The organism is Yoonia sp. SDW83-1, assembly GCF_046762885.1.
In the GTDB taxonomy this organism is placed as follows: domain Bacteria; phylum Pseudomonadota; class Alphaproteobacteria; order Rhodobacterales; family Rhodobacteraceae; genus Yoonia.
Genome location: NZ_JBKQXO010000030.1, coordinates 1 through 13,837 on the forward strand (window position 1 = coordinate 1; position 13,837 = coordinate 13,837).

Sequence of the window (13,837 nt, forward strand, 5' to 3'; positions counted from 1 at the left end):
CACGCCTTCGATAAACTGACCCATGCAAAGCCTCCGCAACGAATGCCGAAATCATACCATCATTCAGATCATCAGGGGAGTTTTCACACAGCCTCCGGACAAAGCCGACTTTCGATTACGTCCTGAAAACTATGCTTAGAAGGTTCTGCTTTAGTCCTTCGACCAATGGTGTCTTCATCACCAAAGTGCGTTGAAATACCGTACCGACAATCACATCCAGAATGAACTGAACATCGTCCAGTGAGACATCGCCTCGGCTCGATGCCCGTTCCAGCGCTTCGGCGGCCGATCTTCGCCATGGGTAGACGTGCTTGTCACGGAAAACCTGCGCCATCACCGGATCATTCCCCGCTGTTGTAATCGCCGCAAAAATTACGATGGATGCCAGCGGCTGAGAGAACGTTTCGATAAGTTGCTGAATTGCGATATCCAAATCGCGCACAGAATTCCCTGTGTCAGGAACAACACCGATGGAAATCTCACTCTCCGCGGCTTCCAGTGCAAGTTCGCCCTTGGTCGACCACCAGCGATAGATGGTCGCTTTGCTGACGCCCGCCTTAGCCGCGACACGTTCCATCGTCAGACGTGCATAACCCCCTGACAGAAGTTCCTGACGCACAGCAGAAAGTATTGCATCACGCGACTTGCGGCTGCGCGGGCGCCCACGCCGGGGTTGATCGTCACGCTCATCGGTCAAGCAAATTACTCCTCAACACCAGAACCCAAGTATTTCCCGCTAACCTTGACATTTAACAAAACGAAACGCATCGTTTATTAATAGTAGGGGGGAGAAAAATGTCGCCGATTCGAGAATTCGCGGTAAATCGGCCACTGCTCTTTGTGATTGCACTTGCGGTTCTGGACGCGGCAATAGGTTTGCCCCTCGTCGCTATCTTCAAGCTAACTGGGCAGGATATTCTGCCCCTGCGACTTATTATTCCTGCGATACAATCGATCTTCATTCTGTGGCTTATCTGGTACCTTGGATGGACTAAGAAGTCTGGATTAACGGGCTCGGTTCAAAACGTCCATCTGCTATGGCTACCGACACTTGCTGCATTCGCACCAGTGCTTTTCTACGGCACAGTCGAGATATCCTGGGGCTGGATAACGTTTTATGCTGCAGCATTGCTGTTCACAGGCATTAGCGAAGAGGGCTTTGCCCGTGGAGTGGCGATCCCCGCGCTCATGCGATACGGGAAATGGGGAGCGCTCTTAATCTCCGCTGCAATCTTTAGCGCCGGGCACGTCACCAATATCTTTTTCGAGGAGTTCGACCTGCTGGGATGGGTCGATAAGTTTTCGGCGACATTTGGTTTCGCCGTTTTGTACGGTGCGGTTTTCCTTCGAACCGGAAATCTGTGGCCACTAATACTCTTGCACGTAGTGCACGACTTCTCATACCTGACCTCTGGCACTGCTGGCCCCTTTGTTGTCGAGGCAATCGACATTCGTCTCCATATGGCGCTCTCGGTGATTTACGCCGCATACGGCGTCTACATTCTTATAGGCGCCAAGGTCGATATCGAGATGACAGGCACTGCTGCTGGAGTGGAAGTCGTTTCGCGAGAATGAGCATTCCGCCATGTCCCTATTGTTCTATGCGAATAAGGATCATTTTGGCACGTTTGATTTGTGCTCAAACCAGACACTGCCTCCTCCAATGAGGAAAAGAGTCATTGTCCAATGGATGCGCAGAACAAGACCCACGAGGGATGAACACTGGCCGCCGCAGCGCCAAGTTCTTAACGGGGCCTTCACATTTGCACCGTGCGCTGCGTTAAACCGTCAAATTCCGGCAAAGGGGTCCGACGCAAGTCCGACGTTTTGCCGACGCGATGCCGACGGGTCATTTTGCCCCAAACCCCAATATTAACTGGCCTCGCGTCGATTCGCCCAAACCGGGTGTTGCAGAACCCGTGCCGCACCACCGAACGTTGCCTCACCCCGCCATTTCGGACGCCAGAAATGCCTCCGGATCATCGACTTCAACCAACCGCTTGCCCCGGATTTCCCAGAACCGGTTGCCCACGTTTCGCAGAAAACTACGGTCGTGGCTGACCAGCAGGCAGGCGGCCCCATGGGCGATCAATTCCTCCTCCAGCGCCTCTTGCCCTTCGATATCCAGATGGTTGGTCGGCTCATCCAGCAGGTAGAAATTCGGCTGTTGCAGGCGCAGGATCAGCATCGCCAGCCGCGCCTTCTGCCCGCCGGACAGTGCACCGATTTTCGTGTCCTGCATCTGGATATTCACCCCGGCCCCCGCCAGCAAACCGCGCGCGCGCTGGTCGCCCACATCAAATTGTCCGGCGACGGCGGTCATCGGGGTGTCGCCATCCGAAAGCTGGTTAAGGTGTTGATCTGAATACCCTTCCACAAGGGTCGGCGCGCATTTGATGCCAGCCACATCGCTCGCAATAGCGCGATGGATCATGTTGATCAGCCGCGTCTTGCCGGTGCCATTCGTGCCCAGCAGAACAATCCGATCGCCCGGGCTGATCCATTTCTTCCCGGTGGTGTATAGCTGCCGCCCATCCGGCGTTTCCACCGCCACATCATCCAGCGCAATCAGCGCCTTGGCATTGGTCCCGCTATTGGCCAACCGGATATCGCCCGCGCCGCGTTCGTGATGGGCCGGCTTGGCCGCCGCCTCAATCTTGGCGGCCCGTTCGGTCAGTTGCTTGGTCTTGGTGATCAACAGGTCAGAACCGGAATTGATCCCGATATTCTTCAGCTTGGCCGCCTGTTTGCGCAATTGGCTGGCCTTGTTGAGATCATTGGCAAAGCGGCGTTCATCAGCCGCGTCCGCCTCATCCAGCGCTGCCCGCGCGCGGGTAAATGGCAAGGCAAAGTCACGCGACCGCTCTGCCCTTAAAAACAAGGTCCGATTGGTCACCGCATCCAGGAACGCCCGGTCATGGCTAATGATCACGGCGGGCACATCGCGGGGCAGGCCGCCCAGCCAGTCCTGCAGCAATCCGATGCGGTGCAGGTCCAGATGGTTGGTCGGTTCGTCGAGCAGCAAAAGGTCCGGTTCGGTGATCCAGGCGGCGGCCAGTAGGGCGGTGCGCTGCCAACCTCCACTGAGTTCCTTGAGTGGTTTCTGTTGCAGGTCATAGGGCACTTTCAGATCGTCCAGCACCACATCGACCCGCCAGCTTTCATAATCGGCCTGTTCGGCGGGCAGGGCGGCAAGCACATGATCGTAAAGGGATTTCTCCAGCGCATCGGGCGGCACGTTCTGTTCCACATGCCCCACACGCAGGCCGCGCGCACGGGTGATATCCCCGGTGGTGGGGTCAAACGTGCCCGCTATACACCCCATCAGGGTCGACTTACCCCGCCCATTGGCGGCGACAAGCCCGATACGGTCGCCCTTGGAAATTGTCAGGTTGAGGTCAGTGAAAAGCGGTTCGCCAAGGGTCACGCCCAGGGCATTGATGTTGAGAATGGTCATGTCGGTCTCTGATCAGGAAATGGCCGCGCAGCAGCGGCATGATGGGCAGACCGTTTCGGATCATGCCCTGCAAACGGATTTACAGGGCAAAGCGGGGACCATGCTGAAGTCGGCGGATGATACGCATGTTCAGCTTGTGCCCTCCTGTTGTTTGGTGTCGATCAGTATTTAGACATTAGGAACGTCGGCAACACGGGTCAAGACGATGGCTGGGTTTGGGTCGCCAATGATCGCATGAATGGCGCGACACTCCATGCGTCTTCGAGATCGACATCAAAGCTTGCCCAGTACCAAACTTGATATGCGTGGGTGTCGAAGTTTGCCAATAGATCATTTAGAAAATCAGCCAAACGGGGGTCGTCGTCCAGATACTCATGGGCGCTCTCAAAGGCTTGGATGATTATATCTGCCAAGGTGAAACGCAGATCTTCGTTGCCCTGAAGTTCGGCGAATAGCGCAAGGTACAGATCCAAATCCGACGGTTCCGCGACTTGGAATGCCCAGTCCTGCATGTCTGGTGTATTTGGTAGGGACAAACGTCCAGCCAAATAGTCGATTGAGGCTCGCGTCCAGTACCGTTCCGGTGGCTCTTTCATCACCGCAACGCCCGCCCTTTAATGATCGCGTCCGCCCCGAACTTCTGCCGGATCAGGTCAGCGGCCTTTTCGGCCTCGGCCCGTTTGATCGCGCCGGGGTCGAGCAGGTCCCCTTCGCGGTCGGCCCCGTCGGCTGATGTGATCTCGGACAGGCCCACGCCCAATAGCCGGTAAGGCCCCTTGTCGCCGACCTGATCGAACAGCGCGCGGGCGGTCCGGTAGATCGTGTCGGCGATCTGGGTGGGGTGCCGCAGGCTCAGCCGTTTGGTGATCCCTTTGAAATCATGGGTCTTCAGCTTCAGCGTCACGACCCGGCCCGCCTTATCCTTGGCCTTGGCCCGCGCGCTGACCTTTTCGGACATCCGCCAGATATGCCCATCTAGGATATCGACATTGCTGGTATCCTCGTTGAACGTGGTTTCGTTCGACAGCGTCTTGACCGGTGTATGGGCCGAGATGCGGCGCCCGTCTTCGCCCCGCGCCAGCGAATAAAGCCGCTCACCCGTGCCTCCGAACCGGTCATGCAGATCGCGCCGGTCCCAGCGCAACAGATCGTCAAATGTGCGGATGCCCGCAGCCTCCAGACTGGCCTGCGCCGCCGGGCCGATGCCCCAGATCAGGCGCACCGATTTGGGGCGCAGGAACGCGGTGGTTTCTGCCTTGCCGATGATCGAAAAGCCGCGCGGTTTGTCGAGGTCAGACGCGACCTTGGCCAAGAATTTGTTGTGCGACAACCCGATAGAGCCCGTCAGCCCTAATTCATCCTTCATCCGTTTCACCAGCCGCGCCAGCATGACCGCGGGCGGCGCATGATGCAGGCGAGCGGTGCCGGTCAGGTCCATGAACGCCTCGTCGAGTGACAGCGGTTCGACCACCGGGGTCAACTCGTCCATCATCGCCCGGATCGCGCGCGATGCTTCGACATAGGCGTCGAACCGGGGGCGGACCACCACGGCCTCAGGGCAGAGCTTCAACGCCTTGAACATGGGCATCGCGGATTTGACGCCTTTGATCCGCGCGACGTAGCAGGCGGTCGACACGACCCCACGCTTGCCGCCACCGATGATCACCGGCTTGTCGGCCAGTTCGGGGTTGTCCCGTTTTTCGACCGAGGCATAAAACGCATCGCAATCCATATGGGCGATGGACAGATCGAACAGTTCCGGATGCCGCGTGACCCTTGGGCTGCGGCATTGCGGACAGCGGGTTTCGCTGTCAAATGTGGTCAGGCAATCGCGGCACAGGGCTGGCATGGTCCTATGATAGGGAGGGCACGAGGTGGAAACAACGGGGCCGCATCACGGATCAAAGGTTGCTCTGTTTCTGGGTGACCGGCTGGTCAGCATCCTGCGCGATGATTTTCCGCATATTCATTTTCCGAACCTGTGGGACCTGCCGGGTGGCGGGCGCGAAGGGCATGAGACGACGTTCCAGACCGTCGCCCGCGAATTGGAGGAGGAGTTGGGGCTCATCCTGCCACAAACTGCAGTGCTTTGGGAAAGCGCCTTTCCATCCAGTACCGACGCCACCAAATGGAACGCGTTTTTCGTCGCACAGATGTCAGCCCGCGCGGTCGATGATATCGTCTTTGGCGGCGAAGGGCAGCGGTGGGCGCTGTATGGGATGGAGGATTTTGTCACACTGGAAGACCGCGTGCCGTCCTATGGCGGACGGCTGGCAAAATGGGTGGCAGAGACGGGCGGATTACCCCCAGGGTAGATCAAAATTCTAGAATTTTGATCGCCCTCCAGAATTCATTTGCCAGACTCAATTTTCTGTCCTAAAGGCGGCGCAGATAACACGCTGACCGGGAGAGTACGGTCGTCCGTCGCCGAAGGAGCAACCGCCCCGGTCACTCTCAGGCAAATGGACCGGTTGGAGTGCAACACGCCGCAGAGTGGCCTGCAAGGCCCGCCGGAGGAGCAAGCCACCGAGGTGGTGAATCTCTCAGGCCCAAACACGGTGGGGGCAGCGCGCAAGCGCGAATGGTTAGGAGATGACCATGCCTCATATCGCCGTTCTGGGTGCCGGAATCACCGGCGTCACCACAGCCTATTCACTGCATGTCCGCGGGTTCGACGTGACGGTTTATGACCGTCAGCGTTACGCCGGGATGGAAACCAGTTTCGCCAATGGCGGCCAGCTCAGTGCGTCCAATGCCGAGGTCTGGAACCAATGGTCGACCGTTCTGAAAGGCATCAAATGGATGCTGCAGGGCGATGCGCCTTTGTTCGTCAACCCGCGCCCCGGCTGGCACAAGGTCAGCTGGATGACCGAATTTCTGGCGAATATCCCCCGCTACAAGACCAACACGACCAAAACTGCCGCCATGGCCGTCGCCGCCCGTGCCGGTCTGGCCGAGATGGCGGAAAAGTCCGGCGTTGATTTCGATTTCAGCCCGGCCGGTATCCTGCATTTTTACAAGACGGAAAAAGACCTCAAGCACGCCCGCATGGTCAACGGCCTGCTCGCCCAAGGCGGGCTTGAGCGGCGCGAATTGACCGTGGATGAGGTCATGGCTCGCGAACCCACCCTGCGTGGCGATATCATCGGCGGGTTCTGGACTGAAAGCGACAGCACCGGCGACATCCACAAATTCACCATGGGTCTGGCCGACTGGCTGAAAAAGCAGGGTGTGCAGTTCAAACTGGGTGCGCCAGTCACCGACCTGCATGTGCGTGACGATGGTGTCTATGTGGAATGCGGGCATGAAGAACGGTATGACAGCATTGTCGTCTCGGCCGGTGTGGCCAGCCGCAAGTTTGCCCAGATGCTGGGCGACCGGGTGAATATCTACCCAGTGAAAGGGTATTCGATCACGGTCAATCTGGATGACGCGGCCAGTCAGGCGGCGGCGCCCACTACATCGCTTTTGGATGACAAGGCCAAGATCGTGTCATCCCGTCTCGGCAAGAACCGCCTGCGGATTGCCGGTACGGCGGAATTCAACGGCGAAAACCGCGATATCCTAGAACGGCGGGTGCGTCCTTTGGTCAAATGGTGCGAGGAGCATTTCCCCGATGTGTCCACTGAAAACTGCGTGCCTTGGGCCGGACTGCGCCCGATGATGCCGAATATGATGCCACGCGTGGGGCCCGGGAAAAGCGACCGTGTGTTCTATAATACGGGGCATGGGCACCTTGGTTGGACCCTCAGCCCGGCAACGGCGGATGCAATCGGCACAACTGTCGCAGAACGCTTTAAAATCAACGGTATACATTCGCATACATTGAAAGCAGCCTGAAACGTAACTATCTGTCCTTCATAACAATAGAGGGACAGATACATGCCGATTGAAGAACTGATCGCTGAATTCCTGGGGCAAAACCTGCTCTATCTCATACTCGCAGTGTTTCTTATCATCTGCGCAATGGCTGCGGTGCGGATCGTGCCGCAGTCCGAGAAATACGTGGTCGAACGGTTTGGCCGTCTGCGCGCCGTGTTGGGGCCAGGGATTAACCTGATCGTGCCGTTTCTGGACCGTGTCCGCCATAAGGTTTCGGTGCTGGAACGCCAGCTGCCCAACATGACGCAGGATGCGATCACGTCCGACAACGTGCTGGTGCAGGTGGAAACAAGCGTGTTCTACCGGATTATCGAGCCGGAAAAGACGGTTTACCGGATCCGCGATGTGGATGGCGCGATTTCGACAACTGTCGCAGGTATTGTCCGGTCCGAGATTGGCCGGATGGAACTGGACCAGGTACAGGCCAACCGGGCCAGCCTGATTGACGCGGTGCGCGATCAGGTCGCCCAGCAGGTCGATGACTGGGGGATCGAGGTGACGCGCGCCGAAATTCTTGACGTGAACCTCGATCAGGCGACCCGTCAGGCGATGCTGCAGCAGCTGAACGCTGAACGGGCCCGCCGTGCGCAGGTGACCGAGGCGGAAGGTCAAAAGCGGGCGGTCGAGTTGCAGGCCGATGCGGAGCTTTATGCCGCCAAGCAGGACGCCGAGGCGCGGCGCGTTTTGGCGGATGCCGAAGCATATGCGACGCAGGTGGTCGCTGTGGCCATCGCGGAAAACGGTCTGGAGGCTGCCCAGTATCAGGTTGCTTTGAAACAGGTTGAGGCGCTCAGCAAGCTTGGCGCGAGCGATGGCAGCCAGACGGTTGTGTTGCCGGCCAATGCGGTTGACGCTTTTGCCGATGCCTTCAAGATGCTGAAAGGGAGGAACTGATGCCACTTTGGACGGAATGGTGGGTCTGGATGTCCGGCGCGCTGGTGCTGGCAACACTCGAAGTCCTGATCCCCGGCTATATCTTTCTGGGCTTCGCCATCGGGGCCGGGGTCATGGGGCTCTTGATCCTGCTGGGCATATCAGCCTCCGGATTGGCCCTGACGCTGGTGATTTTCGCCGCCCTTTCGCTGGCCGCCTATATCGTCATGCGCAAGGTGTTCGGGCTGGAAAAAGGCCAGGTGAAGATCTGGGACACCGATATCAACGATTAGGCGGGTGAAACCCTACCTTACCCAATGTGGGGTCCCTAACGACAAAAAAGGCCCGGCGCGCAAGGCGTCGGGCCAGTCTTGATCAAGCAGGTTTCGCAACCGACCGGGACAGGGTAGCGCGTTGCGGACTTGATCTGGGTTCGTCAAAGTGGCGTGTCAGACATTTGCAGCGCTTTGTGACGCAATCTGTCGATGACGGCCGCCCTTTCCATATTCTGTGGTCCGGCAATCTCGCAGGGATAACGAAAAGTGCGACCAAATCGTTCAATATCGACCGAAGCCTGGAACACGCCATTGGCAGCATTATAGCGCAAGTTCTTAATATGCATGGGACACCCTCCGTCGCTTGTATCACATCCTAAATGCGTGAGCGCCGGATTGGTTCCCGATTAATGATTAGGAAATGTCGCTTGCGGTGATCGCAATTCGGCCAGAATGTCGTTGGCCGCCGCCCGTGGATCGGCTGCCTGCCAGACCGGGCGGCCCACCACGACGTGATCGGCCCCGGCGGCAATTGCCTGTGCCGGGGTCATCACCCGCTTCTGATCGCCCAGATCGGCTCCGGCCGGGCGCACGCCCGGCGTTACGATCAGTTTGCCGTCAGCCTCGGGCAGGGCGCGGACCAGTGCAGCCTCTTGCGGCGAACAGATGACCCCATCCGCCCCGTTGGACAGGGCAATCCCGGCCCGTTCCTGCACCAGATCAGCCACATTCCCGGCCTTGATGCAGGAGGCATCCAGATCGGCCCGGTCAAGCGAGGTCAGGATCGTGACGGCAAGGATCTTCATGTCCGATCCACCCGCGCCCTCGCGGGCCGCTCGCACCACATGCGGATCACCGTGAACGGTCAGGAAATCCAGATCAAACTGGGCAACACCACGCACTGCAGCTTCAACCGTGGCGCCGATGTCAAAGAATTTCATGTCGAGAAATATGCGCTTGCCGTGGTCCTGTTTCAGCTCATTGGCCAGCGCAAGGCCACCGCCCGTCAGCATTCCCAGCCCGATCTTGTAAAAGCTGACCGTGTCACCCAGTGCTTCGGCCAGATCGAGCCCGGCGAGCACATTTGGAACATCCATCGCAACAATCAGGCGGTCATCGGACATCTGGGGCTCCTTCAAACGGTTTGGCGCGGTCTAACGGCTGGGCGGGGCAGGTGCAATCGCGCTATGCTGCGGCCATGGACATGATGACGGTTTTCCAGACATGGGACGGCAAGACGACCGCGACGCTCAAGGCGGTAGCAGATCAACTCGCGCCTGCCGACTATGATGCGTTACTGACCGCCTGCCGGGACCTTGATGAAACAACGGCGCGGGCTGCATCCTGGGTGCTGAAAGCGGCCTATGAGGCGGGTCACGACATCGCTCACCCAAGCGATTTGCTGGCGCGCGACCTGCATTGGGAAGTCGCCCTGCATCTTCTGCAATCGGTTCAGCATGTCCCGGTTGGTTTGCCGCCAGAGGTGGTGGCGCCCTATCTGACCCATGACAAACCAATGGTGCGGGCCTGGGCGTTGGACGCCTATGTGCGGCTGGGGGCACCGGATGCTGGGGCGGTGCTGGCACGCGCCGCGGATGATAAGGCCGCTTCGGTGCGCGCTCGTGCGCGGCGCTTGATGAATTAAGGCGAAAGGCTGGGTGCGGCAATTTGGTTAGGGAACCACCGCAGATGCCAACGGTTGTTTCGGTGAACTCAGATACAGGAGATTGCCATGTCCAGTGTGACCGAAAATCAAGGCCCAACCCAGCACCCGATGTTCATTTTCGGCGTGCTGAGCGTGGCGACCATTGCCATTCTCGCAGCCCTTTTGTGGGCAAGCCAGGAACCAACAGGTACGACGGTTGGTGCTCCCGCCGCGCCCGAAAATACCGAGATGAGCACGATCGAGGAACGGTCAACAGATACCTTGCAAGCCCCCGTCGTTGAAACAAGCGGCAGCTTTGTCAGCCCCGAAGATGTTGATCCGCTGACAACCCCGGTCAGTCGTACAGAAGCTGGCGAAACCCAGGCCGATATACAGACGTCGAGCGGGTTGCAGACCGATCTGGTCGTCGATCCAGACCGTGGCGCCAAGGGCGGACCTGATCCTGATGGCGGGGCGGCGCCGTTTTATCCCACCCCGTCCGGGCCCGAGGGACGTGACGGTGACCCGTTCACTACAAACTGATCCGATTGAGCAGCACTACAAAATGAAAAGGCGCAGCCGTCCCGGGCTGCGCCTTTGTCATCCTGCTCGCATGGGGGTGGGCATGAAAAGCAGGATCAACGGTGAGTGGCGGTCTAGTTATTCTTCGAAGGCTCTTTTACCCTGGTGTCCGTGGCGACCTCCGGGCCGCGCAAACGGCGCACAGCATCGGGGCTGAGCGGGAAAAGCTGCATTGTCAGCGTCGTCCCCTCCGTGGTCATGATCACCTGGGTCATCTTCGTTTCCTCCATGGCTGTTATATGGCCCAAAGCGCTTTGGAAATCGCGGGGAAAACGCCCGAAAACCTCCCCCGTATGGAATTCCATACCTTTGGACTTGCGACGCAACGTTACCGACCCCATCTAGGATTTGAGGCCCAACAATAGGGTGTGCCGCCTAGCCGGGCACCTACCAAATCGGGCGCTTAACAAAGGAGAGACCCATGAACTTGGACAAGTTCACCGAGCGGTCGCGCGGATTCGTACAAGCCGCCCAGACGATCGCAATGCGTGAGAATCATCAGAGATTCGCGCCTGAACACCTGCTCAAAGCCTTGATGGACGATGAAGAAGGGCTTGCATCGAACCTGATCACCCGTGCAGGCGGCAATGCCCCTGCCGTGATGGGCGCGGTTGAGGCCGCATTGGCCAAACAGCCCAAGGTCACCGGCGACGCCGCTCAGGTTTATCTGGACAACACCACAGCCAAGGTCATCGACGAGGCTGAACAGATCGCCAAGAAGGCAGGCGACAGCTTTGTCCCTGTCGAACGGCTGCTGACCGCGCTGGCTGTTGTGAAATCAAAGGCCAAGGATGCGCTGGATGCTGGTGGTGTGACCGCCAAGGCACTGAACGCCGCGATCAACGACATCCGCAAAGGCCGGACCGCCGACAGCGCGACGGCAGAGGATAGTTTCGAAGCCCTGGCAAAATACGCCCGCGACCTGACCGAAGCTGCCGAGCAAGGCAAAATCGACCCGATCATCGGCCGAGACGAAGAAATTCGTCGCGCCATGCAGGTCCTGTCGCGCCGGACCAAGAACAACCCGGTTCTGATCGGTGAACCCGGTGTGGGCAAAACGGCGATTGCCGAAGGCCTCGCGCTGCGCATCATCGACGGCGATGTGCCGGAATCCCTGCGCAACAAGAAACTGATGGCGCTCGACATGGGTGCTCTGATCGCGGGTGCCAAATACCGGGGCGAGTTCGAAGAACGGCTGAAGGCCGTCCTGAAAGAAATCGAAACCGCCGCCGGTGAAATCATCCTGTTCATCGACGAGATGCACACGCTTGTCGGTGCCGGTGCGTCCGAAGGCGCGATGGATGCCGCCAACCTGATCAAACCTGCGCTTGCGCGGGGTGAGCTGCACTGCGTCGGGGCCACCACCCTGAACGAATACCGCAAATACGTGGAAAAAGACGCGGCCCTTGCCCGCCGGTTCCAGCCCCTGATGGTGGAAGAACCGACCGTCACGGACACCGTCAGCATCCTGCGCGGGATCAAGGAAAAGTACGAACTGCACCACGGTGTGCGCATTTCCGACAGCGCGCTTGTCGCTGCCGCCACTCTGTCGCACCGCTACATCACCGACCGGTTCCTGCCCGACAAGGCCATCGACCTGATGGACGAGGCAGCCAGCCGTCTGCGTATGGAAGTCGACAGCAAGCCAGAGGAACTCGACGCGCTCGACCGCCAGATCCTGCAATTGCAGATCGAAGCCGAGGCGCTGAAGAAAGAGGACGACAAGGCCTCCATTGACCGGCTTGAAAAGCTGGAACGGGAACTGGCCGACCTGCAGGATCGCGGATCGGAAATGACCGCGAAATGGCAGGCCGAACGCGACAAGCTGGAAGGGACGCGCGCGGTCAAGGAAAAGCTGGATCGCGCCCGCGCCGATCTGGATATCGCCAAGCGCGAGGGCAATCTGGCGAAAGCCGGGGAGCTGTCTTACGGCGTCATTCCGCAACTGGAACGGCAATTGGCCGAGGCGGAAGAAAACGACGACCTGATGGTCGAAGAGGCCGTACGCCCCGAACAGATCGCCGAAGTGGTCGAGCGCTGGACAGGCATCCCGACTTCCAAAATGCTGGAAGGCGAGCGGGACAAGCTGCTGCGCATGGAAGAAGAGCTTGGCAAGCGGGTCATCGGCCAGAGAACCGCCGTCACGTCGGTCGCCAACGCGGTCCGCCGTGCCCGTGCCGGTCTGAACGATGAAAACCGGCCGCTGGGGTCATTCCTGTTCCTTGGACCAACCGGCGTCGGTAAGACAGAACTGACCAAGGCGGTCGCCGAATACCTCTTTGACGATGACAGCGCGATGGTCCGCATCGACATGTCGGAATTCATGGAAAAACACGCGGTCGCCCGTCTGATCGGCGCGCCTCCGGGCTATGTCGGCTATGACGAAGGCGGGGTGCTGACCGAAGCTGTGCGGCGTCGTCCCTATCAGGTCGTCCTGTTTGACGAGGTCGAAAAGGCGCACCCTGATGTCTTCAACGTCCTACTGCAAGTCCTTGATGACGGCGTGCTGACCGATGGTCAGGGCCGCACCGTGGATTTCAAGCAAACGCTGATCATCCTGACATCGAATCTCGGGGCGCAGGCGCTCAGCCAACTGCCCGACGGGGCCGATGCGTCAGAGGCCAAGCGCGATGTAATGGATGCGGTCCGCGCCCATTTCCGGCCCGAATTCCTCAACCGTCTGGACGAAACGGTGATCTTCGACCGGCTCGCCCGCGAAGACATGGCCGGGATCGTCACGATCCAGCTCAAGCGGTTGGAGAAACGGCTCGCCGGGCGGAACATCACGATCAACCTCGACGAGGCCGCGCTGAAATGGCTGGCCGACGAAGGCTACGATCCGGTCTTCGGTGCCCGTCCTCTGAAGCGCGTGATCCAGCGCGCGTTGCAAGACCAACTGGCTGAGATGATCCTGGCCGGTGATGTCATGGACGGCGACACGATCAGTGTCAGCGCGGGTGCGGATGGATTGATCGTCGGCGACAGGCTCTCCGCCTCAAACAGGCCAAGGCCAGACGACGCGGTTGTACACTAAGCAAAAGGGCGCCTTCGGGCGCCCTTTTTTCACGGTTCTTTGGGGGATGTCGTTTCGTGAATATCGTCATTGAGCCCAAAGTGCCAAAT

15 protein-coding genes and 1 riboswitch are annotated in these 13,837 nt (G+C 59.0%); of the genes, 8 read left to right on the forward strand and 7 right to left on the reverse strand.

The features are described from left to right. Positions 1-115: 115 nt before the first annotated feature. On the reverse strand, positions 116-697 hold the full coding sequence (locus ACFWW4_RS21630; RefSeq protein ID WP_411892742.1) for a TetR/AcrR family transcriptional regulator: 582 nt from the start codon (positions 695-697) through the stop codon (positions 116-118). Positions 698-795: 98 nt separating this feature from the next. On the opposite strand from ACFWW4_RS21630, the gene ACFWW4_RS21635 reads away from it, so the two are divergent. Then, a complete protein-coding gene (locus ACFWW4_RS21635) occupies positions 796-1,575 on the forward strand; it encodes a lysostaphin resistance A-like protein (RefSeq protein WP_411892743.1) in 780 nt (259 codons plus the stop codon). A gap of 367 nt (positions 1,576-1,942) precedes the next feature. On the opposite strand, the gene ACFWW4_RS21640 is transcribed toward ACFWW4_RS21635, so the two are convergent. The 3 genes from ACFWW4_RS21640 to ACFWW4_RS21650 all read right to left on the reverse strand — a co-directional run bounded on the left by ACFWW4_RS21640 (position 1,943) and on the right by ACFWW4_RS21650 (position 5,306). After that, complete coding sequence (locus tag ACFWW4_RS21640) at positions 1,943-3,457, reverse strand: ABC-F family ATP-binding cassette domain-containing protein (RefSeq protein WP_411892744.1); 1,515 nt, start codon at positions 3,455-3,457, stop codon at positions 1,943-1,945. A 197-nt stretch (positions 3,458-3,654) separates the two neighbouring features. Then, a complete protein-coding gene (locus ACFWW4_RS21645) occupies positions 3,655-4,053 on the reverse strand; it encodes a hypothetical protein (RefSeq protein ID WP_411892745.1) in 399 nt (132 codons plus the stop codon). Then, positions 4,053-5,306 (reverse strand): DNA polymerase IV, encoded by a 1,254-nt coding sequence (locus tag ACFWW4_RS21650; protein WP_411892746.1) that lies wholly within the window; start codon positions 5,304-5,306, stop codon positions 4,053-4,055. The genes ACFWW4_RS21645 and ACFWW4_RS21650 overlap by 1 nt, the downstream gene beginning before the upstream one ends. Positions 5,307-5,331: 25 nt before the next feature. On the opposite strand from ACFWW4_RS21650, the gene ACFWW4_RS21655 reads away from it, so the two are divergent. The 4 genes from ACFWW4_RS21655 to ACFWW4_RS21670 all read left to right on the forward strand — a co-directional run bounded on the left by ACFWW4_RS21655 (position 5,332) and on the right by ACFWW4_RS21670 (position 8,505). Next, the gene (locus ACFWW4_RS21655; protein ID WP_411892747.1) at positions 5,332-5,772 is read left to right on the forward strand and encodes an NUDIX domain-containing protein; all 441 of its coding nucleotides are present in this window, start codon (positions 5,332-5,334) and stop codon (positions 5,770-5,772) included. A gap of 79 nt (positions 5,773-5,851) precedes the next feature. Beyond that, positions 5,852-5,937, forward strand: a riboswitch (glycine riboswitch). Positions 5,938-6,055: 118 nt separating this feature from the next. Beyond that, on the forward strand, positions 6,056-7,297 hold the full coding sequence (locus ACFWW4_RS21660; RefSeq protein WP_411892748.1) for a D-amino acid dehydrogenase: 1,242 nt from the start codon (positions 6,056-6,058) through the stop codon (positions 7,295-7,297). 42 nt (positions 7,298-7,339) lie between these two features. Next, positions 7,340-8,233, forward strand: coding sequence for an SPFH domain-containing protein (locus ACFWW4_RS21665; RefSeq protein WP_393927195.1), 894 nt, complete (start codon positions 7,340-7,342; stop codon positions 8,231-8,233). Continuing rightward, positions 8,233-8,505, forward strand: coding sequence for an NfeD family protein (locus tag ACFWW4_RS21670; protein ID WP_411892749.1), 273 nt, complete (start codon positions 8,233-8,235; stop codon positions 8,503-8,505). Before ACFWW4_RS21665 ends, ACFWW4_RS21670 begins: the two co-directional genes overlap by 1 nt. A 143-nt stretch (positions 8,506-8,648) precedes the next feature. Here ACFWW4_RS21670 and ACFWW4_RS21675 read toward each other — a convergent pair whose 3' ends face one another. Next, positions 8,649-8,834 (reverse strand): orotidine 5'-phosphate decarboxylase, encoded by a 186-nt coding sequence (locus ACFWW4_RS21675; protein ID WP_393927192.1) that lies wholly within the window; start codon positions 8,832-8,834, stop codon positions 8,649-8,651. 60 nt (positions 8,835-8,894) lie between these two features. Continuing rightward, positions 8,895-9,611: an orotidine-5'-phosphate decarboxylase gene (gene pyrF / locus ACFWW4_RS21680; RefSeq protein WP_411892750.1), complete on the reverse strand. Its 717-nt coding sequence runs from the start codon at positions 9,609-9,611 to the stop codon at positions 8,895-8,897. Between the two features lie 50 nt (positions 9,612-9,661). On the opposite strand from pyrF, the gene ACFWW4_RS21685 reads away from it, so the two are divergent. Then, positions 9,662-10,132, forward strand: a complete 471-nt coding sequence (locus ACFWW4_RS21685) for a hypothetical protein (RefSeq protein WP_411892751.1) — start codon at positions 9,662-9,664, stop codon at positions 10,130-10,132. Positions 10,133-10,219: 87 nt separating this feature from the next. Then, on the forward strand, positions 10,220-10,675 hold the full coding sequence (locus ACFWW4_RS21690) for a hypothetical protein (protein WP_393927186.1): 456 nt from the start codon (positions 10,220-10,222) through the stop codon (positions 10,673-10,675). Positions 10,676-10,788: 113 nt separating this feature from the next. Here the strand turns inward: ACFWW4_RS21690 and ACFWW4_RS21695 are convergent, their stop codons facing one another. Further along, positions 10,789-10,929: a hypothetical protein gene (locus ACFWW4_RS21695; protein ID WP_411892752.1), complete on the reverse strand. Its 141-nt coding sequence runs from the start codon at positions 10,927-10,929 to the stop codon at positions 10,789-10,791. Between the two features lie 206 nt (positions 10,930-11,135). On the opposite strand from ACFWW4_RS21695, the gene clpB reads away from it, so the two are divergent. Next, positions 11,136-13,748, forward strand: a complete 2,613-nt coding sequence (clpB, locus tag ACFWW4_RS21700; protein ID WP_411892753.1) for an ATP-dependent chaperone ClpB — start codon at positions 11,136-11,138, stop codon at positions 13,746-13,748. Positions 13,749-13,837: the final 89 nt, after the last annotated feature.